Origin of the sequence: Nostoc sp. ChiSLP03a, assembly GCF_034531215.2 — a bacterium.
Taxonomy (GTDB): Bacteria; Cyanobacteriota; Cyanobacteriia; order Cyanobacteriales; family Nostocaceae; genus Nostoc.
In genome coordinates, this window is the sequence record NZ_JAVRBQ020000140.1 from 35,150 (window position 1) to 57,710 (window position 22,561).

Below are 22,561 nucleotides of genomic sequence, written 5' to 3' on the forward strand. Positions count from 1 at the left end.
GGTTTTACTCAATAAAGGTACACACACCACCGTTAGACATTTGCACTCAATGGGGACTAGATTTTTTTACTTAAAAATATACTATAATACATTTCATTTAAACACTTCTTGCTTCTTTTCTTTGCGTCTTTGGCGGTTCGTAAAAAAAAGGATTTCGATAAAGAGTTAAGCTTTAAGTGAACCGTATTCGTCTATAGTATATTTTATATTGTAAAATTATACATAATCGGTATTGTCAATTGCACTGGTTTGTGACTGTTATAAGTCAATTTTGAGTTTATTGCTTAAGACCTGTACTTGGGAAGATTTATGTCAGAAAAATCTATGGAATCTAGAGAATCTATTGATTTAGACCTTAATCGTTACTTATTGATATTGAAACGCTGGTGGTTGCCTGCTTTCAGTATATTTGTGGCGACAGTTATTCTGAGTGCCATATCTACACAATTTCTGAAGCCAGACTATGAAGCAGAAGGAAAACTGTTATTCAGGATTCCCAGTTTTAAAGTAGCAGGCAATAATCTTTACCCTGATACCTCTGAAGGAGGAGAAGCAGGAGATCTGAAACCATTGGTAGCAACTCAAAATCCCATAAGCAGTCAGATAGAAGTTATTTCTTCTCCAGCTTTATTACAACGGACAATAGACAAACTACAACTAAAAGACAACGAAAGTGAACCTTTGGAGGTGAAACAACTACTAAAAGCCCTGAACCTAAAAATTGTTGGTGGGACAGATGTATTGCGTATTACTTATAAAAGTCACGATCCTGAAGAAGCAGCGGCAGTAGTCAACACAATTATGAGGTTTTATTTAGAAAATGATATTCTCACAAATCGCTCTGAGGCAGGAGCGACTCGTCAGTTTATGGCCAAGCAACTTCCTACAACTCAAGCTGCTGTTAATAATGCAGAAGTAGCGCTACGTATATTTAAACAAAAGCATCAGATTGCAGATTTATCAGAGGAGACAAGGTCAGCTGTTGCGACTATTGGAAATCTAGACAATGAGATGAATACTGTCAAGGCTCAATTGGATGAGGTAAATGCCCAAACCAATCAACTACGGCAGAAAGTAGAGCTAAATTCTCAGGAAGCGATCGCTGTGAGTGCTCTTAGTCAGTCACCAGCAGTACAGGGAATTCTTACACAACTTCAAGAGACCGATCGGCAGTTAGCGGTTGAGCGCAGCCGTTTTCTAGATGACAACCCTATAATTATTAACCTAGAAGCAAAAAAAGCGAATTTAAAATCTCTTCTACAACAGCAAGTTGGTCAGACTATTGGCAATCAAACACAAGTTCCCCAGAGCCTATTGCAGATTGGAGAACTCAGACAAAGCCTGATACAAAACTTTCTGCAATCAGAAATACAACGTTTTGGCTTAACTCAAAGACTCTCGTCCCTATATAATTCTCGTGCCAGCTATGAACAGCGGGTGAAACTCATACCCCAGTTGGCACAAAACCAGCGGGAGTTAGAACGGAAAGTTGAAGTTGCAGAATCGACCTATCAAACTCTATTGAAAAAGGTTCAAGAATTACAGTTAGTTGAAAATACAAATACCCCTAGTTCCCGAATTATTGCTCAGGCTTTAGTGCCTGAAGATCCTACATTAACCAAAAAAATAATTGTTTTGGTGCTAGGAGTCATGTTTGGTTTGCTTTTTGCTACTACAACTGTACTTTTTCTCGCGATGAGAGATAGATCTCTAAAAACACTTAAAGAAATTAGAGATGTATTTGGATATACTTTGCTAGGAATTGTTCCTTTGTCTGTTAAAAAGCTTCGTTCCCGTGATTCAAATGCAGAATCAACGCCTCAAACAATTGCCGTCAGAGATACTCCCCACTCTTTAACAAGTGAAATGTACCGGATGATTCAAGCAAATCTGAAATTCTTAAGTTCAGATAAATTGCTTAAAACCATTGTGATAACTAGTGCAATTCCTAAAGAAGGCAAGTCTACAGTTTCAGCTAATTTGGCAGCAGCGATCGCTCAACTAGGACGTCAAGTTTTATTAATAGATGCAGATATGCGAGTTCCTTCTCAACATCATCTCTGGCAATTAACCAATGAAGTTGGTTTGAGTGAGGTTCTCGTAGGTCAGGCTGAATTTAACATTGCCGTATCTAAGGTAATGGACAACCTTGATGTTTTAACTGCTGGAGTTAGGCCTCCCAACCCACTTGCTTTGCTTGACTCAAAACGGATGGCATCACTCATTGATAGTTTCTCATCCCAGTATAAGTATGACTTTGTAATTATTGATGCTCCTCCACTGCTTTTGGCAGCCGATGCTTTGACTTTAAGCCAAATGACTGATGGTATTTTGTTAGTAGCTCGACCCGGAGTAATTGATTCCAACAGTGCTAATGCAGCTCAAGAGATATTAGAGAGATCCAATTACAACGTTTTAGGTTTAGTAGTCAATGGAGTCATTGATAAAAATGAATCTAGTAGTTATCGATATCATTCTCACGAATACTTTAACCCAAGAGAGTTGAAAAAAGAGCTTAAGGGACTGGCGAAGAAATAAAGCTTCTAAAAACACTATTTTAGGAGTTACATCAAGTCCGGATAAATTATTAATTAATTAATTAAAGACTGACGTAAAGACGCCAAAGTTTTAAATAATAACTAATTAACCGGACTAAAAATTATTTATATAGCGCTCCTAGATCGGAGCAGATATATCTTCACTGTTTTTCTTCATGGCTCTTGCTGGCCTTCTCCAATTGGGTTGTAGACAAAAGCTATATATCAATAAGAACTTTATCCTACAACCCAATGCCATACTTTTAACTACTACTGATTTTCGTATGCTCCTCTATCAGGTGCATAACCGGACACACGAGGATTACCTAGAAAATCGGTTTTCAAACTACTCCACTTTAAACCACTATTAATTGCCGGACTTGTTGATTTCAATCTAAAGTCACGAGCTGAGGGATTAACAAACTGTGGATCTGCAATTATATCGTTAGGTCCTGTAATCTTGATCGTCGAATTATTGCGATAAACATTGTAGTTATAATTGACGTTGACATTTTTCATATTGCTATTCGCAGCATTACCAGGGGAAGGATACATAATGTTATTGAAAATTTTGACATCAGATGAATAACCCGCATAAATTTCGCCCTTTGCCTTTTTTTTAACTTCTGCACTTTGCTGATTCAAATATGCCGTGTTGTTGATAATATCGATATGCTGACTATCATGGGCATGAATACCTGAACCGCCATTATTGTAGGTGAGATTGTTTGCAATTAAAACCCGTCCTCTATATCCTTTTGAAACATCAATAATAATGCCATTACCGTCTGTGATCGTTCCAGCATCAATCCAAGGAACGTACATTCGGTTGTTGTAGCTCCTATTATTGGTCACAAATATCTTGTATCCCTTGTTATTGTCAGAACTCCAATTATTAAGCATGGAAATGCCACTGCAACCATGAACTGTGTACCAAGCGTTATTGAAAACAGTGTTATTATCCACTTTCACATAATCAGCTTGGATTGCTGAGATACCTGCTCCTCCACAATCATGCACTTTGTTGTTTAGAATATTTATGTGATGAGAACGGCCTTTGTTTCCTCCCTCAATGCTTATGCAACTTCCGTTAGTAAGCGGATTTGATCTGTTATATTTCTGACTTAACGCATAACCACGGGTGATATTAGCATTATTCCCTATAACCTCCAGCCCGTTAATCTCGATGTATGAAGCTCCATTTGAAATCGAGATACCATTCCACGTATTGTGCTGAATTTTTGGAAAATGCCCAGGATATGCTTCATATTTAATCCATGCATTTGCAGTTCCAGAACGTTTAATACTTAGTACAGAACCGTTTTTAGGCCCATTCTTGTATTGCCCGTTCATAATAAGTACCGTGTCGCCAGGATTAGTCAGGTTTGCTGCCCTTTGAAGTGTCCTAAAAGCGGATGAGGTAGAGAGTCCGCTATTTCTGTCGTTTCCGTTACCACTAACATAGTATGTTGTCCCAGTTGAAATACCACTGATCAGTTTGCGGTTAGGTAGTGGTGTTTCCTGAATAGTGGATGGCTGAGGAACATCTTTAAAGAAAGACTCTGTTATTCTCTGTCCTTGAACCAGACCTGTTAATGCCCAGGGAAGTACAAGAGATGCGCTCAAACTGAGAAAACCGAAACCATGAATCATCATAGGGAAAAAATAGGGTATGTTGCAAAAACTCAATCGTTAACGGTTAGTAACTCTAGCCTTAGTTAATAACCCAATATTAGATACGGTCGTATCACTGCCACTTGTAAGTTTATACACGGTTTTATAGGTTTAAACCTGCGCATTTTCGCGTAAATATGGCTGAACCACCTTTTGAGCTTGTGTTCCAAAAAATTGCAAACATCTGATAAAATCACTGAATAAAAATATCAGTATCCAGAGTTACCCTATTCATGAACACCAAGCAACCGTACAAATGGCGTCATTTCCAATTCGACATCATTCTACTGTGTATACGCAGTATCTGTGGTTAAAATAGTATATCTGTCATCAATTAGTTGATTTACTTAAATAATTCTTATGATAATAAGAATCACTGAATGACTAAAAATCAGTGATGAACTGGTATTTACGAAATCTGCTTTCTAAAATATTCTCATTATCATAAGTAATCCGAGTACCTACAATAAAGATTTCAAAAGTATATCAATGCACATTATGAATTTACAATGAGAGTTTTAAAGTTTACAGTATTTTTCTATGAGTAATATTACTTAAAATTATTATAATGACGGATATATAAAAGTGCTCAGATAGCTTAGAACATTGGCAAATCAGAAGAGAGCGGCTGTCAGAGTATTTATAACAGACAGTATCACAGTATTTAGAAAACGCTATTTGGAAGAAGCGATGTCTTGTAAAGCGTTTGTTATGTCTCAATACGCTTGGGTTAAGGGTTGTTGATGTAGATAATTGGTCTTTTAAGACGCGATAAATCGCGTCTCTACATCTGGATTTTGGGCTTATCTGAACTGTATTGTGTTATGTGTAACTTGCCTTTGATATAAAGGATAGTGCAATTCTAGGGACGAAGAGGGTTGGCTAACGTCCCCAATTTGCATCTATCTTTTAAACTAAAGTCCGAATAAGTTCAAAAGATTAAAGATAACACCTAGAGGTCCGGTTATGGTGTTGACGGTATCGCCAGTCTTAGCTGAACCAGATCGGTTGACTACTACAACGTCATTATTGCGGAGTATGGGATTAGTTTGCTCATTAATCCCAGCAGAGAAATCCACTTTTACTATACGTTTAGTGACAGAACCATTAGGGTTGAGGCGAATCAAATCAACAGCACTACTACTAGCTCTGGCATCATTAAATCCGCCAGCAGCGAGTATAGCTTGATTTAAAGAGCTATTTGGTTGAACGTCTGTTAGACCTGGTTTTTTAACTTCGCCAACCACACCAACCTGAATTCGTGTAGGAGACAAAGTAGTGGTAGCTAATTGAGTAGCTTCTGCGGGGTTAATTTCAGTTGCCGTCGGAATAACAATTGTATCTCCGTCTTGCACAATGATGTCTTGATTGGCATCACCACTCTGTAACAGTTGCCAAAGATTAATGTCTATAGATTGTTCTGAGCCAGTTCTTGTAGGTCGGCGTAGCTTGAGATTACGCACATCAGCTTGTGCTGTAATCCCGCCAGCTAATTGAATTACTCGTGTCACATTTGGTAAACCAGTGGGACTGGCAGTGCCACTGTTAGGGGTTGCGCCCACTTGACTATCTGTATTACCTGGGGTGACAAGATACGAACCAGGACGGTTAACTTCACCAATAATTGTTACTGTGCGGGGTGTGGTTTGACTGGCGGCAAAGTTGGATGCAAATATATTGCGAGATTCTGCGACGTTGAAGTTGGTTGCTGTTGGCACAACTATAGTGTCTCCATCCCGCAAGGTAATATCCTGCGATAACTTGCCTGTTTGAATGAGTTCTTTCAAATTGAGGGTGACAGATTGCTCTGAAGAACGTCCTATTCTACGCCGTAATTGAACTTGAGTCACATCCGCAGCTAAAGTCACCCCCTGCGCTGTTGTTAATGCGGCTAATACAGTGGGGTATTGTACGCCTGGATTGTTCCCGGCGCCTCCGCTCAAGTTTAGAGTGTAAGCTCCAGGACGTGTCACCTCTCCAGCAACAAAAATATTTATAGGACGAGGAGACAAGAGATTGACTGAGATCAAGGGGCGTTTGAGGAAGCGAGCATATCTTCTAGCTATTTCGTCAGAAGCTTGTTCAGTTGTTAGCCCTAATACCGATACACTGCCAATTAAAGGTAGGTTGATTGCTCCACCGGGGGGAATTTGGTATTCACCTGTATATTCAGGTACTTCAAATACATTTACACGGATGAGATCGCCGCCTCCTAATGAATAATTAGTATCTAATTGTGTTTGTGTAATTGGTGGTTGTGTTGTTGGTGGTAATGGTTGTCCCTGAGCTAGACTGGCAGATGACACAGCGGCATTGACAGCAGTTAACAAAGCCATACCTACAGCTGGCTGAATTAGTAATTTAGACAAACTTTTGTTAAGCATATTTACTTGAAACTCTGAAACTACAATCAATAAAGTACTGTCTAAACATTTTTATTTTGACTAGACCTAAGTATTCATGTTCCCCGACACTCTTATTTTCCTAGAAAAGTGTGATTTTCCGGAGGAAATTTATTTATTGAAGTTAAATTTTTAGTGAAGTTAGCTTAAAGTTAATGTTGCTTGAATAGAGTAATATCAAAAAATATAGGATTTACGCAAATAAACCCAGTTTCTACAAAAAATTGTCTGTTAGCTAACAATCAAATAGTCCCGAATAAATTTTTCTTGTCAAAGTTAATTTGATGACATTTAAAATCTGCGATGAGTAGTAAGGGACTACTAAAATTAGGAACAAGTTCATTAAAGAAATACAAATAACCTTGAAAAGATGTCGGAATTTTATTTTTTGTAGATTGCATTGGCAAAGAGAACTCAAAAAGGCAGAGTTTTGGGTTTTGCTCTTCAAACTAGTCGACAATTTACTATTTGGCAACAAGACTAATTCAAGGGGTTGTTTTTTCTTTGGATCTGTTGAATAAAAAATTCTTCTAGGGATTGACGTGATAAGTTAATGGTGATAATTTTACCTTCCATAAGACGAAGACTGGCAAGAAAATCATAGTAACCATCTTGTAGTGTACCGTGCCAGGAACCATCAGGCTCAAATATGAGAGTGGGTATCCATTTTTTGAGAATTTCCCAGTCACCGCCTTGACCTTTTACTTGATATGTGTCATTTATGCCTAAGAGTTCATTGAGGGAACCAGAGCAAATTAGTTCACCTTGAGCGAGGATGGCAATGCGATCGCAAATCTGTTCTACTTCACTAAGAACGTGACTGTTGAAAAAAATCGTCTTACCAGCAGCTTTGAGCGCCAGAATAATTTCTCGCATTTGATAGCGCCCCACCGGATCGAGACCAGACATAGGTTCATCCAGAAAAACTAAATCTGGCTCATTAATTAATGCCTGTGCCATACCAACACGCTGTAGCATTCCTTTGGAATAGCGCCGCAGCAGTTTTTTACGGGCATCAGCTTGGGATAAACCGACCAATTCCAGTAGTTGGGGAATGCGCTGGCGTTGGACACTTTGGGGAATTTGGAATAACCCAGCAGCAAGCTGTAAAAATTCCCAACCAGTGAGATAGTCGTACAAATAGGGATTTTCCGGCAGATAGCCAATATGTTGCTTAACACTGCGATCGCCTATTGGCTTACCTAACAACGATCCGCGTCCAGAAGTGGGATGAATAATTCCCAGTAACAATTTTAAAAGGGTAGTTTTCCCAGCACCATTAGGCCCCAACAAACCAAAGGTTTCGCCTTTGTAAACCGTTAAAGAACAGTTTTTGAGAGATACAACTTTTTGATTTAGCCAAAAACCAGTGCGATAGACTTTTCGCAACTCAGAAGTTAGGACTACTGGTGGAATGTCTGCCGTATTAAGTTGAGAATTAGAGTCATCTGCAACAGACTTCATCTCGGTTAAATCACTATTTATCAGCTTGGCATCAATTAAAAATTACCTGGTAGGCTGATAATAACCATGAACAACTCGTGTGTCAATTATCCGAAATGGGGGACTGGGGAAGAAGTAAGGGAGCAGTGAGCAGGGGAGGCAGGGGAGACAAGGAAGACAAGGGGGACAAGGGGGAATTATTGAACCAGTCTCTCCCTTGTCTCCCCCCTCTTCCTCATCTAAGTTGTCTCTTGTCCATGCCCCATGCCCAATCCCCAATGCCCAATTTGACTTTTTTCATAGAACTCCCTTAGAACTGGGAATTAAGCCAGCACGTCGCGGGTCAATTTCTACCGCCAGCCGTGTTGCTCTTGCAAAAGCTTTAAATGTCGCTTCAATGATGTGATGGGAATTAATGCCATCCAATTGTCGAATGTGCAGTGTCATTTGACTATGGTTCACCAGTGCCACAAAAAATTCTCGCACCAGTTGGGTGTCATAGGTTCCTACCCGTTGAGTTGGAATTTGCAAGCCATAGCTGAGGTGAGGCCGTCCAGAAAAATCTAGCGCTACCTGAACTAAGGCTTCATCCAGCGGTGCAAGAAAATTACCAAAGCGGACAATACCCTTTCTGTCGCCTAATGCTTGGTTAAAAGCTTGCCCTAAAGTAATGCCTACATCTTCGTTAGTATGATGATCGTCAATTTCCCAGTCTCCCTTGGCTTGAACATCTATATCAATCAGCCCATGGGAGGCAATTTGATGCAACATGTGATCCAAAAACGGAATACCTGTTGCTGCTGTACAAGTTCCTCTACCATCCAGGTTGATGGTGACTTGCACATTAGTTTCACCAGTGGTGCGATGAACAGTGGCAATGCGAGGGGTTTGGGTTGAGCGATCGTAGTTTGAATTAACTTGGCGATTGGTTGTTTGCATGGGGAGTGAAAAGAGTTAAAAGTTAGGAGTTATGAGTTATGAGTTAAAAATTTATAACTCTTAACTCCTCACTCCTAACTCCTAACTTTATCGTGTCACATTCCCATAATTTCATATCCTGCATCTACATAGAGAATTTGTCCGGTAATGCCGCTGGACAAATCACTACACAAGAAAGCCGCAGCGTTGCCCACTTCTAGCTGAGTTACAGTGCGTCGTAGGGGAGCTACTTCTTCTACATGATGAATCATATCCAAAATCCCACCCACTGCTGAAGATGCCAAAGTACGGATGGGGCCTGCGGAGATGGCATTCACACGAATATTTTGCGGCCCTAGTTCAGCAGCTAGGTAACGCACACTCATTTCTAAACCCGCCTTGGCAATTCCCATAACGTTGTAGTTGGGGATTGCCCTAACACCACCTAAATATGTCAGGGTGACGATGCTACCTCCCTCTGTCATCAAAGGTTTGGCTGCACCACTTAACTGCACCAATGAGTAGGTACTAATTTCTAAGGCGGTGTTGAAGCCAGAACGAGAGGTTTGGCTAAAATCTCCACTTAAATCGTCTTTGCTGGCAAAGGCCAGACAATGGATGAGGATATCTAGCTTTCCCCACTGTTCGCCAATTGTCTCAAAAGTAGATTTAATTTGGTCTTCATCTTGGACATTACAGGGAAGAAATAGGCTGGGGTTAAGAGGCTCTACCAATTCCGCGACTTTTTTCTCCATCTTGCCGCGTTCATCCGGTAGGTAGGTAATACCCAGGTTTGCTCCGGCTTTGTGCAGCTGTTGGGCTATTCCCCAGGCGATCGAGCGGTTATTGGCAATACCTGTAACAAGGGCATTTTTTCCAGTCAGATTTAGCATAGAAATTGTTAATGCGATCGATCATTAGGAGCATACTAGAATCTGAGGCTAATTTATCTTTGTTTTATACAGGATTTGCAAAAATGAATATTGGTAAGAGTGTTTGCTGTGATAAAAATCTTGATTTTTTATAAAGATATTCTCAAGATATCTTTATTTGTTCTTCAAAAAACCTTTTAAATACAGTTATTGGAACTACTTATCAACAATTAGTAGCTGAAAGGATCAACAATTATGTATCATTATAAACAAAGAGTTATGAAGAGATTAGTTGGAGTATAGGAAAGTACAGAAAGGTTGACGGTGCTTTATTCATTTTTCGGGTGTATTCTTAGGTAATCAGTTTTTGTTTTTCCGGCATTGGGTAGGGGAAGGGAGATGATCGTGACACAAGATAAAGCCCTAGCAAATGTTTTTCGTCAGATGGCGACCGGGGCGTTTCCGCCAGTTGTGGAAACGTTTGAACGCAATAAAACGATCTTTTTTCCTGGCGATCCTGCCGAACGAGTTTATTTTCTTTTGAAAGGTGCTGTTAAACTTTCCAGGGTGTACGAGGCAGGAGAGGAAATAACGGTAGCGTTGCTGCGGGAAAATAGTGTTTTTGGTGTATTGTCATTGCTGACAGGAAATAAATCGGATCGGTTTTACCATGCGGTTGCATTTACTCCTGTAGAATTACTGTCGGCACCAATTGAACAGGTAGAGGTAGCACTCAAGGAAAATCCAGAATTATCAATGTTAATGCTGCGAGGTCTGTCTTCGCGCATTTTACAGACAGAGATGATGATTGAAACTCTTGCTCACCGAGATATGGGTTCTAGATTGGTGAGTTTTTTGTTAATTCTTTGTCGGGATTTTGGCGTTCCTTGTGCAGATGGGATCACAATTGATCTGAAGTTATCTCATCAAGCGATCGCAGAGGCAATTGGTTCAACTCGTGTTACCGTTACTAGGCTCCTGGGAGATTTGCGTGAGAAAAAAATGATTTCTATCCACAAAAAGAAGATTACTGTGCATAAACCTGTTACCTTAAGTAGGCAGTTCACATAAAAACAATTGGAGAAAGGGGAATCGGTGCGTGTTCTATTTTGAAAAATGACACTAATAGCTAGAGGTAAATCAAAAATTGAATAATTTCAGCTATTGCCAATTCCCACTTCTTTCCAGACAATGCTTAAAAGTAGTAGGCTGTATCTGGAAGGATTTCGGTAGCTAAAGATGACCACCGGATACATCCTCATCGCAGCAATTTTGATTCTGGGAGGCGTAATTGCCACCGTGGGCGATCGCATCGGCACACGAGTTGGCAAAGCCCGCCTCTCACTTTTTAAGCTTCGTCCGAAAAACACCGCCGTACTAGTAACAATTTTTACTGGTGGTCTGATTTCAGCATCAACTCTAGGGATTTTATTCGCTGCTGACGAAGGTTTGCGAAAAGGAGTCTTTGAGTTAGAAGATATTCAAACAGACCTTAGACAGAAGCGGGAACAGCTAAAAACCGCAGAAACGCAGAAAAGTCAGGTAGAGGGTGAGCTAAACCAAGCAAGAATTGCCCAAGCAAAAGCACAACAAGACTTGCAGGCAATTAATCAATCCTTGCAGGCGGCAAACGCCAAACAGAGGGAAACGCAAGCCCAGCTGAACCGCACCATTAATCAACAAGCCCAAACCCAAACTCAACTCCAACGCACTCAAGGTCAGTTAGGACAAGTTGTAACTCAATACCAAAAAGCTATAGCTGAGTTGCAAAGCGTTTCCAATCAGAGAAAGGAACTACAGGCGGCAGTTGAACTATTGAAGACAGAACGTCAAAGACTGTATGCAGAAGCGAAAAAAGCCATTGACGAAGCCAAAACAGCAATCGAAAAACGCGATCGCGAACTTGCTAACCGTCAAGAAGCCATAGAAGCACGCGATCAAAAAATTGGCCAACTGGATCAACTGATTCAAAAGCGTAACGTAGAAGTTGCAGCACGAGAGCAAGTGATTGCCAAACGGGAATCGCGCCTCAAAGAATTGGAAACACAACAGGAAGAACTAGAACAGGAAGTTGCCAGACTGGAAAAATATTATCAGTCCTACCGCGACCTGCGTTTGGGTAAGCTGGCCTTAGTTCGCGGTCAAGTTCTGTCCGCTGCTGTAATTCGTGTTACTCAACCTGCCGCTGCTCGTCAGGCAGTAGTACAACTTTTACAAGAAGCCAATCGCAACGCCAACCTCGAATTAAGCGAGCCTGGTACAAATTCGGCAAATTTAGAGCTGTTGCGCGTGACCCAGGATCGGGTCGATCAATTAAGCAAGCAGATTGCCGATGGTAAAGAATACGTCGTGCGAATTTTCTCTGCTGGTAATTACGTCAGGGGAGAAAAGCAGATAGAATTTTTCGCGGATACAGCCCAGAATCAACTGGTTTTTTCGGGAGGTGCGGTGCTAGCCACGACTACTGCTGATTCCCAAACCATGACATCTTATCAGTTACAGCAGCGGCTAGAAATACTGATTTCTGCTTCCCAATTTCGTGCCCGTAATGCCGGAATTGTCGAAAATGTGCAAGTAGAGGGAACTTTTCTGCGCTTTGTCAGCCAATTAAGACAGTATAATCAACTTTTGGAGATCAAAGCGATCGCAGCAGAGGATACTTATACAGCCGGGCCATTGAGAGTAAAATTGGTAGCAATAGTTAACGGAAAAATTATTTTTAGTACTTAAAAAATTATTTGCACACTGTTATTAGTAAGATTTAAACATATTGAACAGCAGTCAAAATAATTGCTATAGCTGCATTTTTTATTTAGCAGATACTATGCGAACATTTTTAATTTTTAATTAATTATGAATTTCCGTGAATTTTCACCAACGCAACCAGTCATCTTGGGGTTCGATCCAGGTCGAGATAAGTGTGGTTTAGGGGTGATGGGACTGGATCGGCAACTGTATTATCATCAAGTTGTGTTAGCAAAAGAGGCGATCGCTAGCATTGAGACACTGCGCCAAAGGTTTCCGATCTCTTTGATGGTCATGGGCGACCAAACTACAGCCAAACAGTGGAGACAGAGATTATATCAAGAATTGACAGAACCGTTGAGTATTATTTTAGTGGATGAGCGCTACACAACCTTAGAAGCACGCGATCGCTATTGGCAAATGTTCCCGCCCAAAGGGCTAATCAAGCTATTGCCACAGGGTCTACGACAGCCTCCAAGACCCATAGATGACATTGTTGCCATCCTCTTAATCGAAAGATACTTAAATCGCCTCACTGAATCAGCAACCAGCCAATTTTAGATTTTTTCTTCAATCCAAAATCTAAAATCCAAAATCCAAAATTGAATAACTCCTAAGTTTTAAAGTTCCGCCCGAATCGTAAAAGCATAGTCTCCTCCAGGCTCTAGCTGGTAATCTTGTTGCTCTAAGAATCGACCTAGAGGTTCTTTGATTAAGGCGCGACCTTGGGAAGGCTTGACGGCAAGTTCTCCCCGACGAAAATGCCACTGGAAATGCCACTCAAACTCACCCGCACTCACTTCACCCTCAAGGAAGCCGTGTTGCCAGGATTGGCGGGTAATTCTGACATGGGCAATGGTTTCTGGCAGACGTTTTGCACTCACAATGCTTTATGTCAAGTGTGGAATAGCAGCCGATGATGTAGGCTACTTATTTTATTTACCAAACATATCTCAATTAGACAAACTGACAAAGTGGGTATTTGTAGTTAACTAGGTTGTGTTTATGAGTAAGATGACTTCAGCATCCTGGAGTTGCGCTACCGATAGCGTAAGCAAACTAGGCGTAGCCTCTCCTAGAGAAGCGTTAGCGAGTTTTACTTCGAGGGTCATAGTTCGTCATAGATATTGGAAAATAAATCAAACGAGAAATGCTAATTTTTTCGTTGCTTCTAGCGATCGCATTTCAACTACTGGCACATTTGAGTAATCGTTTCCATTTGCAATGTGAAGCAGTTTCTACTGTCAATACCTAAATTAGCAGCGTCCAATACTCATACCATAATTGCGTTACTGAAGGTCTTTGTTGCAAAATCCACAGTATATCTATGCCGCAAGATAGCTGTTTTTTGGGTTTATATGTACGTTAAAAATGAGGCAAAAGTATCTTAAGTATACAATCAATTAAAAACTACAGATAAAAAATTTTCGTGATTTACGCATAGACACTTGTACAATTGGGCAGCGCTGCAAAAGCAACTATGTCGAACACCAACTTTTAGAAAACCAGGAGGAACTTCTTATGGAGTCTTCAGAATAAATAAAAAAAGCGGCTTTTTATAAGTTAGCAGTACTAAGTGTATTTTCATAAATTACTTTATCGACTTTGGCATTTTATTTTGTTTTACTGCTTAAGCAATTTGTCAATAATGATTTAGGTATAACTATTATTTATTACTATTTCTGTCATGCCCAATTCCCTAACTCTAGTAAGATGTCCGCTCAGTCTTAAAATTGATATTATATTGATTAAATGTAAATTTCAGTTGGCGTAATGAGGTACATAATGGCAATTCAATTGAAAGTTCCGGATATTAAAGGTGAAGAATGCGCCAAGAAAATAACTAAATCTATTCTGACTATGGAATCTGATGCCAAAGTAGACGTGAACGTAGACACTAAAACTGTAACTGTAGATACTGAGGCTTCTGAAGAGTCAATTAAACAGATGGTTCAAGCTGCTGGTTTTACTATAGAAGGCTATTAATTAAATTTCTAAATTTCTTAATAAATTTAGATGAAGTAATTAGCCAGCACAATAGTGTAATGATATTTACGTCCGTGTAAACGGGCGTAAATATTACCAAATTACTCTAATCGAACGCAGATATTGTTTCTTTAATAGCAGGGCAAACTGAGTTAAATATTAACAAGCTTGAATAAAAGTGAAATTCAATCAGACTGCAATCAAAGACGACTTTAAAAAAATTAACTTTTAACTTTATTTTAATAACTATTAAAATTCTTGTAGTAGTCAAAATTTTTCACCCTAAATCCTTCTCCCATGCTTGGGAAAAAGACTTTGAAATTGGCTCACTTTTTCCTAATTTTGGGAAAAAGGATTGAGGGATATAGCAAGATTGCGTAGGGTGGGTGAATTTTGAATTTGAAGGTATATTCTTATGTAGAAGTTAAGGCAATCGACGATTGTCATCAAATAATCTGATATTTTCACGCCTAATATAAAGAAGAATTATATTCATTTATCGCCCTCAAGTCTAAGTACTAGGGAGGATTTATGATGAATAACTAACTGATAAATAATTGGGGGAGAAAGCTATAGCTAGAATCATGGAAACTAAACAGCTAGGAAAAACTGGTATCTTGGTAAGTGCGATTGGTTTAGGTGGTATGCCCATGTCAATTGCTAATCGTCCTTCTGAATCGGAATCAATCCAAGTTATTCATCGGGCTTTGGATTTGGGTATTACATTTATTGACACAGCCGATTCTTACTGCAAAGATGAGTCAGATAAGCACCACAATGAACAGTTAATTCACAAGGCACTTAGTAGTTACAAAGGCGATGTTAGCCAAGTAATTGTAGCAACTAAGGGCGGGTTGATGCGTCCCAATGGTAACTGGACAAGCAACGGCAACCCAGAACATTTGCGCCAAACAATTCGAGCCAGTTTTGAGGCTTTGGGCGGTGCTAAACCCATCGATGTTTGGCAATATCATTCTCCCGATTCTAATTACACCATTGAAGAATCTCTTGCGCCAGTTAAAGAAGCAGTGGAGGCTGGTTTAATTCGGTTTGTAGGAGTTTCTAACTTTTCTGTTGAACAAATTAAACGAGCGCAGGATATCATCGATATTGTTTCGGTGCAGAATCAATACAGCCCTTGGCAACGACAGCCAGAAAATGACGGCGTATTAGAATATTGCGAACAGCAGGGATTGACCTTTTTACCTTGGAGTCCCTTTGGTGGTAGGCGTCGCCATCAGGACTTGCAAGATATTTCTGCGATCGCTAAATTAGCTAAAGAAAAAGGCGTGTCGGTGTATAATATCGTTTTGGCGTGGTTGCGTTCCAAGTCGCCTATTATTTTGCCTATTCCTGGTGCTAGTAAGGTTTCCAGCATTGAAGACTCAACACGTGCTATCAACGTGAAATTATCTGACGAAGAAGTGCAAAAAATCGATCGGGCAACTTAATTATTCGGCGTTACTAATTCAATCAATGAACCTGGGTGTAAAGACGTTGCTATGTAACGTTTTTACAAAGATTTTGAAATCATGCAAAAGCATTTTTCTACCTGAATTCAGTAACGCCAATCATTCCACTGGCTAATATAAATATGGTAGAAATTGCCTATAAAAAAAGACATGATATTAGAAACACACCGCTTGCTAATGCGTGATTTTGTAGAGACAGATTTGCAGGCGGTTTTTGCCTATCAATCCAATCCTTTGTATTTGCGTTATAACTACTGGACACAACGCACACAGAACGATGTTTGCGAGTTTATCCAGATGTTTCTCGATCAGCAAAAAGAGCAACCCCGAACTAAGTTTCAGTTAGCTGTTGTCCTCAAAGAAGAAAATCGGCTGATTGGCAATTGTGGTATCCGTGTAAACGATCCAGAAATGCGGGAAGCAAATATCGGCTATGAACTAAATACTCAATATTGGGGACAAGGTTATGCAACAGAAGCAGCAGAGGCAATTTTAAAGTTTGGCTTTGAAGAATTGAGAATGCATCGTATCTGGTCTTGGTGTGTTTCAGAGAACATTGCTTCTGTAAAGGTATTAGAAAAAACTGGTATGCGTCGTGAAGGTCATCTGCGAGAAAAAGAGTTTATCAAAGGCAGATGGTACGACAACTTTCTTTACGCGATCCTTGAGCATGAGTGGCAAGCGAACTAATATCGCTTCTATGAGCTACCTCAGAGACAATATCATAAATTACTGAGAAATTGAGGATAAGACAAGTTCAGAGGGACGTACAGATGACCAACCCTATCCTCAATTTCCAAATAGCTACGTAACACGAACTTTTAGCAGCAGCGGGTAAAAAGTATCTGCGTTCTGGTAGACGAATAGCTACAGATAAATTATCTCAGCGGGCAAACTTTTAGCTTGGAGGATTATCAGTTTTTCTTTACAGTTCATAATCCTAAAATACTATGAATTGGTGTTTTTGTCTAGATATCTAATAATGCACCTGACGCTTTAAAAATTGAAGAAAAACTGGCATTTTTGGTTTCTCTCTCAGAGAAAGTCACAGATAAAAATTAGTTAATTTTGGAGTTTAAAAAAATGCGATCGCTACTTTTATCGCTACTTTTAACTTTTGCTGAAAATCTAAATTTTTCTGAAACTCAGTTGGAGGAAATACTCTCACAGCCTTTAACTGAAGTTCTCAATTCACTTGAATCGCAACAAGAATTAAACAGCTTAAATACCAATTTGCTTAAGGAAACTTTACCCACCGCCGGAGGAGTTTTAGCTAAGGAATTACCACCTTTTTATAACTGGTTAAAAAATGAGTTGGGAGTCAAACGGGTTCCTGATAGTCCCGATCACACTACAGGATGGGTAATTGGTTTTGTCCATAATCAAGAAAGTTTAACTCATTTAGTTGAGTTGCACCGTCCAGTACCTCGTCTGGCTTTAGAAGCTTCTATTCCCCGCTTGGTAGGGTTGTTTGAAGGTGTCGAAGATGCGCAAGTTCGGCAGGAATGGCAAAAAGCGATCGCAGCTTTATGTCTAGTTTTAGTTGTGGCTGCACGCGAACAAGATAGAGCAGCTATAGCAGTCTGAATTGCTGTCTCCCGCGTGTAGTGGCGCACATCTGTACGCCACTACTAATCTATATCTCCAGATGCGATCGCATCCAATTTCTTAACATCAAGGATCGTAATCGTCCCACCTCGACGATAAGCAATTACTGACTTGAGACTTTTAATTAATCGCACGCATTCTTCGTAAGTAATGCCGCTACTTCGAGCCATCCGATAATAAGATAATTTAACTTTTAAACACTCGCCTTGTGAAGTAGATTCAGTTCCCGATTCAGCAGCAAAATATTGAATTAATCTCGCAAGGCGAACAATCGCTCTTTCAGAAACTAACCCGTGGACTGTTTCATGTAATTGCTGAATCCGACTGTTAAAAACCATCAGCATTCGTAAGGCGATTTCCGGATTTTCGCCAATAGCTTTTAATAAAGCATCTCGTTCTACAGTGAGGATTTCACAATCAGATTCAGCAGTGACAGTTGCCGGAGAAATTCCATTTCCCAACAAAGCAGGAGCCGCAAAAATTTCCCCAACAGCTAAGGCACGGAGAATTGTTTCTTTCCCCGTTGTTGCTGTTTTGGTAACTTGAATCGATCCACTGACAACAGCGTAGAGTTTTGCTGGTAAGCGATCGCCTTCATGGAGAATAATTTCTCCTTTGCGATAGCCTTGTACCTGAGTGTAAGGTTGCAAACCGATCTTATCTGCTGTTTTTAAACCCGCAAACACGATAATTTGCGAAAGTTGTTCCAGGGATGCCTGCATGATTAGCCTGATATTGCCCAGGCTGGACGATGATGAATCCAAGGATTAGCCGCTTCTAATTGTGCTGCTAGGCTGATGATTGTGGCTTCAGCGGCAGGTTTACCAATTAGCTGCACAGTCATGGGTAAACCCTTACTATCAAAGCCAACAGGAATGGCGATCGCAGGTTGTCCAGTTGCATTCGCAGGCGGACAAGGAGCAACCCACTTAATAATATTTTGGAATGTCTCTTCTGGACTGAGCGAAGCCCATTCCCCAACGCGAATAGGTGAATGTAGATAAACTGGCAATACCAGCACGTCCACGGTATCGAAAAACGCCACAATCTGACGTGCCACTACTTGCATTTGGGAAACCGCTTGCAGGTATTCTCCAACGGAACCTGTGCGTGCAAATAGCCAGCGATTCAACGGCTGCAAAGCTTCAACAGGAAGTCCCGATGCAGCTACTCCAGCTTGCCAAACGATTTGAAATGGTTCAACTAAACCACTAAAATCTGGGGATTTTTGTTCAACGTGGTGGCCGAGTTGTTCTAATAACTGGACTGTTTGGCGGACACCTTGCTGACAGTTGGCGTCAGCTTCTCCCAAAGGAGAAATACTAGTGTCAAAGGCAATTCGCAAAGCACCGAGTTTTGTCTCAGTTGCGGCGAGAAATGATGGTTCGGGATCTGGCAACCAGTAAGGATCGCCTGTCATGTAGCCAGATATGGCATCCAAAAGGGCAGCAGCATCAGCGACAGTCCGAGCGATCGGCCCGTTGACGGCAATTCCAGCGAGGCGTTCGCCTACGGGTGCTTTACTTACTCTGCCTCTAGATGGTTTAAGTCCCACCAAACCACAACAAGCCGCAGGCCCCCGAATCGAACCACCGCCATCAGAACCTTGAGCGATCGCACACAGTCCCGCTGCTACCGCCGCCGCCGCACCACCACTGGAACCGCCAGGAGTGTATTCTAAATTCCACGGATTCCTGGCTGGGGGAAAACCCATAGGTTCGCTGTAGGGAAAAGAACCTAATTCGGAAGTAGCTGTTTTACCAAGAAGAGTAAATCCAGCTTGTTTAATCCGCATTACAACCCCATCATCATAATTAGGGATATTGTTCAGTAATGCCGGATTTCCATAAGTACAGGTAACACCTGCTACAGCATTGAGGTCTTTAATAGAAATCGGCACGCCAAAAAATGGCGGTAGTTCTGAAGTAGTTGTTAATAATTCTGTTTTGGCTTTGGCATCTGCGATCGCTAATTCTGCCGTCACCGTAAAATAACTTCCTAATTGGGGATTTAATTGCCCAATCCGTTCTAAATATATTTCTACCAACTCTAGGGGTGATATTTCCCGGCGACGAATTAATTGCGCCAACTCTAGTGCTGGGGTAAATGCTAAATCAACTTCATTCATAGGTTAGTGAATGGGTAATTTTGTCTTTACTCTGGGATTTTTAAACTGAAATTGTTACTTTAGCAGGATTTCCGGGAACTATACATTTTATAGCTCCTGAGATTTGCCACTCATTTAGGATACTCAGATGCAATAGGCGTGGTTACGTTCTTACTCAAGCCATTTTAATTGTTCTGCATAAACTTTCGACAAATCCCTAAAGGGTATTTATGGCTAACCTAGAAATACTTGTTAGTGAATTGCCAACATTGATTCAGAGTCTAAAACTTACTATTGGCGATTCTAATCAAATCATGGAACAAATTATCCCGATTAATAATGCTCAGGAAAAACTACGAAATATTAAAAAATTAATCGTTCAAGAATTGAAACTTGAGAACGTCAAAAATTCTGCGATCGCTACACTTCCTCGAATAAGTACTGTAGGTGTTTTATTTATACCTACTGTAGGATTAGTAGATCCAGCGATCGCAGAGAAATTTGGAAATTCAGAAACTAAAATTTCATTGACTGATTTACAATCAAAAATTGATGATTGGCTTGAATGGGGTTATTTTTTGCAAGCGATAGCCGCTGATATTCTTAGTGATATTCAATTAGTAAATCAACTAAATTTTGATATTATTAATTTAAGTATATCTAATCAATTTCAAACCTTGAATGACAGCTTAAAAATTGACTTAACCTTGACTAAATCTAATATTTTAAAATATCAAATTGAAAAAATTAGCGATTCTCAAAAACAACTATTACAGTTACAACAAAAGCTCAATTATATTTTTGATACTATTAAAAATAGTCGCAACTTATTAAATATTTTATTAGGCGTATCAGCTTTTTATGGTAAATCTGGTTTTGCTCTAGAGTGGTTAGATGATGACCACGAATTAATCATATCAAGTGAGGGAAAGTTTCAAGAGTTGACAGATATTCTCAATGATTGTGATTATTTCCAAGAGCAAATTGCTGCTTTAATTCTTCAGGGTGATACTTTAAGTCTACACGCAGAACAAGCATTGAAAAAGATTGAAGAGGAAAGTAGTAAAGAAGCAATCAGTAGCCAGAAATTAGGAATAGTACCAAAGTTTTCAATACCAAAGATAGTATCAGCTTTGATTATCGCTTCAAGTTTATTAATCTTAACTTTTGCTGGTTGGAAAATTAGAGAACAAAATCTCATTTTAACTCAAGAAACAAGTGCTTATACCAACTTTAAATCTGCTCAAAAACTTGGTATGGAGGCCGCTTCTCTGGTTCAAAAGCCACCGCATCCTCTAAAAGTCTGGCAACAAGCACAAAACAAATGGTATCAGGCAATAATTTTATTAGATAGAATTCCTGCTAAAACATCAATTTATGATCGGGCAAAGAATAAATTAGCTTACTATCAAATTAACTATGAATCTATCAGTAAAAGAGTGCTAATTGAAAAGAAAGCTGTAGGAAACTTAGAATTAGCCCACAAGCTAGCAACAGAAGCTAATTTATTTGTTAAAAATTCACCCCATTCACAACTAAGTCGGCAGCAAGCACAAAATAAATGGCGGCAAGCAATTAATTTGTTAGAAGCTATTCCAGAGAGTACGTCTGTCTTTGTGCAAGCTAAAGAGATGCTTTCTATTTACAAAACTAATTATGCAGGGACTAATCAACAGTCCTAAATCATTTGTGAAAAATTAGATCGGATTGCTATATAGCAGTTATTGAATATTTTATAAATTGTGTTAAAAAAAAGTAAAGAGGTAAATTGCCCTATTTCGACGCTTCACCTCTTTAAAAACAGATAATTACAACTAACAATTACAGCTTAGAACGGTCAGTCAAAATCTCGTAACCAGTCTCCGTTACCAAAACTGTATGCTCAAATTGAGCCGACAAAGAATTATCCATAGTGACTGCTGTCCAACGGTCAGATAATGTTCGTGTGTGTCTGGAACCCGCGTTTAAAATTGGCTCAATTGCCAGCGTCATCCCCGCCCGGAGTTTAACATTTGGCATCTCACGAGTACGGTAGTTGAATACTGAAGGTTCTTCATGCAGGTTACGACCGACACCGTGTCCAGTAAATTCTTCAACTATACTAAAGCCGTTAGATTTCACATGATCTTCAATTGCTCCAGCTAAGTCAAGTAGGTATACACCAGCCTTTACTTGTTCAATGCCTTTATATAAAGCTTCTTCTGCTACGCGAATTAATTTAGCAGCTTCTTGCGTCACTTCACCCACAGCAATTGAAATGCAAGAATCACCATGAAAGCCTTGGAAATAAGCACCCGTATCTACTTTTAATACATCCCCGACGCGAATCACTTTTTTGGGGCTAGGAATGCCATGTACTGCTTCATTATTAATACTGGAACAGATAGAACCTGGAAAACCGTGATATCCTTTAAAACTCGGTGTTGCACCCATTTCGCGGATGCGTTTTTCTGCATAAGCATCCAAATCAGCTGTTGTCATTCCTGGCTTTACTAGCTCGGAAATTTCTTTTAGGACAGTTGCGACAATTGTCGATGATTGCCGCATGATTTCAATTTCACGCGGCGATTTAATTTCAATTCCTCGGCGCTGTTTTTTCGCTGGTGCAGGCTGAGTCGCTTGAGAAAGTAAGTTACTGAAAATGTTCATGGGAAATTAATAATTACTGGTGGTTTTGACGCTGAAGTATGAATGCTTTCTCTAGATTAATTGAGAAATAATATCTATAATTTAACACTATGGGAGTTAGTACAGTTTGGTCTAAAATTGTGATGAATTGAGGGTTGAAATTTAAACG

General features: G+C 39.9%; 18 protein-coding genes. 9 read left to right on the forward strand and 9 right to left on the reverse strand.

Annotated elements, in window-relative coordinates:
- The first annotated feature begins 309 nt into the window (after positions 1 to 309).
- Positions 310 to 2,538, forward strand: a complete 2,229-nt coding sequence (locus tag RMY32_RS23005; protein WP_322710629.1) for a polysaccharide biosynthesis tyrosine autokinase — start codon at positions 310 to 312, stop codon at positions 2,536 to 2,538.
- Positions 2,539 to 2,807: 269 nt separating this feature from the next.
- On the opposite strand, the gene RMY32_RS23010 is transcribed toward RMY32_RS23005, so the two are convergent.
- From RMY32_RS23010 to fabI, 5 genes are all read right to left on the reverse strand, one after another.
- Positions 2,808 to 4,193 carry a right-handed parallel beta-helix repeat-containing protein gene (locus tag RMY32_RS23010; protein WP_322710630.1) on the reverse strand — a complete coding sequence of 462 codons (1,386 nt, stop codon included), beginning with the start codon at positions 4,191 to 4,193 and terminating at the stop codon, positions 2,808 to 2,810.
- A gap of 932 nt (positions 4,194 to 5,125) precedes the next feature.
- Entirely contained in the window at positions 5,126 to 6,595 is a 1,470-nt protein-coding gene (locus RMY32_RS23015; RefSeq protein ID WP_322710631.1) for an SLBB domain-containing protein, read from the reverse strand.
- Positions 6,596 to 7,093: 498 nt separating this feature from the next.
- Entirely contained in the window at positions 7,094 to 8,077 is a 984-nt protein-coding gene (locus RMY32_RS23020) for an ABC transporter ATP-binding protein (RefSeq protein WP_322710632.1), read from the reverse strand.
- Positions 8,078 to 8,353: 276 nt separating this feature from the next.
- On the reverse strand, positions 8,354 to 8,995 hold the full coding sequence (hisB, locus tag RMY32_RS23025; protein WP_322710633.1) for an imidazoleglycerol-phosphate dehydratase HisB: 642 nt from the start codon (positions 8,993 to 8,995) through the stop codon (positions 8,354 to 8,356).
- Between the two features lie 95 nt (positions 8,996 to 9,090).
- Positions 9,091 to 9,867, reverse strand: a complete 777-nt coding sequence (gene fabI, locus RMY32_RS23030) for an enoyl-ACP reductase FabI (protein ID WP_322710634.1) — start codon at positions 9,865 to 9,867, stop codon at positions 9,091 to 9,093.
- A 378-nt stretch (positions 9,868 to 10,245) separates the two neighbouring features.
- Between fabI and ntcA the strand changes: the two genes are divergently transcribed.
- The 3 genes from ntcA to RMY32_RS23045 all read left to right on the forward strand — a co-directional run bounded on the left by ntcA (position 10,246) and on the right by RMY32_RS23045 (position 13,152).
- The gene (ntcA, locus tag RMY32_RS23035) at positions 10,246 to 10,917 is read left to right on the forward strand and encodes a global nitrogen regulator NtcA (RefSeq protein WP_292854711.1); all 672 of its coding nucleotides are present in this window, start codon (positions 10,246 to 10,248) and stop codon (positions 10,915 to 10,917) included.
- 168 nt (positions 10,918 to 11,085) lie between these two features.
- A complete protein-coding gene (locus RMY32_RS23040) occupies positions 11,086 to 12,576 on the forward strand; it encodes a DUF3084 domain-containing protein (RefSeq protein ID WP_322710635.1) in 1,491 nt (496 codons plus the stop codon).
- A gap of 123 nt (positions 12,577 to 12,699) precedes the next feature.
- Positions 12,700 to 13,152, forward strand: coding sequence for a resolvase (locus RMY32_RS23045; RefSeq protein WP_322671733.1), 453 nt, complete (start codon positions 12,700 to 12,702; stop codon positions 13,150 to 13,152).
- A gap of 59 nt (positions 13,153 to 13,211) precedes the next feature.
- On the opposite strand, the gene RMY32_RS23050 is transcribed toward RMY32_RS23045, so the two are convergent.
- The gene (locus RMY32_RS23050; RefSeq protein ID WP_069070640.1) at positions 13,212 to 13,475 is read right to left on the reverse strand and encodes a DUF3146 family protein; all 264 of its coding nucleotides are present in this window, start codon (positions 13,473 to 13,475) and stop codon (positions 13,212 to 13,214) included.
- Between the two features lie 901 nt (positions 13,476 to 14,376).
- Between RMY32_RS23050 and RMY32_RS23055 the strand changes: the two genes are divergently transcribed.
- The 4 genes from RMY32_RS23055 to RMY32_RS23070 all read left to right on the forward strand — a co-directional run bounded on the left by RMY32_RS23055 (position 14,377) and on the right by RMY32_RS23070 (position 17,636).
- Positions 14,377 to 14,577 (forward strand): heavy-metal-associated domain-containing protein, encoded by a 201-nt coding sequence (locus RMY32_RS23055; RefSeq protein ID WP_322710636.1) that lies wholly within the window; start codon positions 14,377 to 14,379, stop codon positions 14,575 to 14,577.
- 584 nt (positions 14,578 to 15,161) lie between these two features.
- Positions 15,162 to 16,028 carry an aldo/keto reductase gene (locus RMY32_RS23060; RefSeq protein ID WP_322710637.1) on the forward strand — a complete coding sequence of 289 codons (867 nt, stop codon included), beginning with the start codon at positions 15,162 to 15,164 and terminating at the stop codon, positions 16,026 to 16,028.
- A gap of 171 nt (positions 16,029 to 16,199) precedes the next feature.
- The gene (locus RMY32_RS23065) at positions 16,200 to 16,739 is read left to right on the forward strand and encodes a GNAT family protein (RefSeq protein ID WP_322710638.1); all 540 of its coding nucleotides are present in this window, start codon (positions 16,200 to 16,202) and stop codon (positions 16,737 to 16,739) included.
- A gap of 393 nt (positions 16,740 to 17,132) precedes the next feature.
- Positions 17,133 to 17,636: a hypothetical protein gene (locus RMY32_RS23070; protein ID WP_322710639.1), complete on the forward strand. Its 504-nt coding sequence runs from the start codon at positions 17,133 to 17,135 to the stop codon at positions 17,634 to 17,636.
- Between the two features lie 44 nt (positions 17,637 to 17,680).
- On the opposite strand, the gene RMY32_RS23075 is transcribed toward RMY32_RS23070, so the two are convergent.
- The gene (locus tag RMY32_RS23075) at positions 17,681 to 18,379 is read right to left on the reverse strand and encodes a Crp/Fnr family transcriptional regulator (RefSeq protein WP_322710640.1); all 699 of its coding nucleotides are present in this window, start codon (positions 18,377 to 18,379) and stop codon (positions 17,681 to 17,683) included.
- A 2-nt stretch (positions 18,380 to 18,381) separates the two neighbouring features.
- Positions 18,382 to 19,785 (reverse strand): amidase, encoded by a 1,404-nt coding sequence (locus tag RMY32_RS23080; protein ID WP_322710641.1) that lies wholly within the window; start codon positions 19,783 to 19,785, stop codon positions 18,382 to 18,384.
- Positions 19,786 to 19,994: 209 nt separating this feature from the next.
- Between RMY32_RS23080 and RMY32_RS23085 the strand changes: the two genes are divergently transcribed.
- A complete protein-coding gene (locus RMY32_RS23085; protein ID WP_322710642.1) occupies positions 19,995 to 21,446 on the forward strand; it encodes a hypothetical protein in 1,452 nt (483 codons plus the stop codon).
- Positions 21,447 to 21,585: 139 nt separating this feature from the next.
- On the opposite strand, the gene map is transcribed toward RMY32_RS23085, so the two are convergent.
- The gene (map, locus tag RMY32_RS23090) at positions 21,586 to 22,413 is read right to left on the reverse strand and encodes a type I methionyl aminopeptidase (RefSeq protein ID WP_322710643.1); all 828 of its coding nucleotides are present in this window, start codon (positions 22,411 to 22,413) and stop codon (positions 21,586 to 21,588) included.
- Positions 22,414 to 22,561: the final 148 nt, after the last annotated feature.

What these genes read in the sequence shown, in the direction of transcription:
- RMY32_RS23010 (WP_322710630.1), bottom strand. Translation starts at nt 4,193, where the DNA reads ATGATGATTCATGGTTTCGGTTTTCTCAGTTTGAGCGCATCTCTTGTA.
- RMY32_RS23015 (WP_322710631.1), bottom strand. Translation starts at nt 6,595, where the DNA reads ATGCTTAACAAAAGTTTGTCTAAATTACTAATTCAGCCAGCTGTAGGT.
- RMY32_RS23005 (WP_322710629.1), top strand. Translation starts at nt 310, where the DNA reads ATGTCAGAAAAATCTATGGAATCTAGAGAATCTATTGATTTAGACCTT.
- RMY32_RS23020 (WP_322710632.1), bottom strand. Translation starts at nt 8,077, where the DNA reads ATGAAGTCTGTTGCAGATGACTCTAATTCTCAACTTAATACGGCAGAC.
- RMY32_RS23085 (WP_322710642.1), top strand. Translation starts at nt 19,995, where the DNA reads ATGGCTAACCTAGAAATACTTGTTAGTGAATTGCCAACATTGATTCAG.
- RMY32_RS23075 (WP_322710640.1), bottom strand. Translation starts at nt 18,379, where the DNA reads ATGCAGGCATCCCTGGAACAACTTTCGCAAATTATCGTGTTTGCGGGT.
- RMY32_RS23080 (WP_322710641.1), bottom strand. Translation starts at nt 19,785, where the DNA reads ATGAATGAAGTTGATTTAGCATTTACCCCAGCACTAGAGTTGGCGCAA.
- ntcA (WP_292854711.1), top strand. Translation starts at nt 10,246, where the DNA reads ATGATCGTGACACAAGATAAAGCCCTAGCAAATGTTTTTCGTCAGATG.
- RMY32_RS23070 (WP_322710639.1), top strand. Translation starts at nt 17,133, where the DNA reads ATGCGATCGCTACTTTTATCGCTACTTTTAACTTTTGCTGAAAATCTA.
- RMY32_RS23040 (WP_322710635.1), top strand. Translation starts at nt 11,086, where the DNA reads ATGACCACCGGATACATCCTCATCGCAGCAATTTTGATTCTGGGAGGC.
- fabI (WP_322710634.1), bottom strand. Translation starts at nt 9,867, where the DNA reads ATGCTAAATCTGACTGGAAAAAATGCCCTTGTTACAGGTATTGCCAAT.
- RMY32_RS23045 (WP_322671733.1), top strand. Translation starts at nt 12,700, where the DNA reads ATGAATTTCCGTGAATTTTCACCAACGCAACCAGTCATCTTGGGGTTC.
- map (WP_322710643.1), bottom strand. Translation starts at nt 22,413, where the DNA reads ATGAACATTTTCAGTAACTTACTTTCTCAAGCGACTCAGCCTGCACCA.
- RMY32_RS23055 (WP_322710636.1), top strand. Translation starts at nt 14,377, where the DNA reads ATGGCAATTCAATTGAAAGTTCCGGATATTAAAGGTGAAGAATGCGCC.
- RMY32_RS23060 (WP_322710637.1), top strand. Translation starts at nt 15,162, where the DNA reads ATGGAAACTAAACAGCTAGGAAAAACTGGTATCTTGGTAAGTGCGATT.
- hisB (WP_322710633.1), bottom strand. Translation starts at nt 8,995, where the DNA reads ATGCAAACAACCAATCGCCAAGTTAATTCAAACTACGATCGCTCAACC.
- RMY32_RS23065 (WP_322710638.1), top strand. Translation starts at nt 16,200, where the DNA reads ATGATATTAGAAACACACCGCTTGCTAATGCGTGATTTTGTAGAGACA.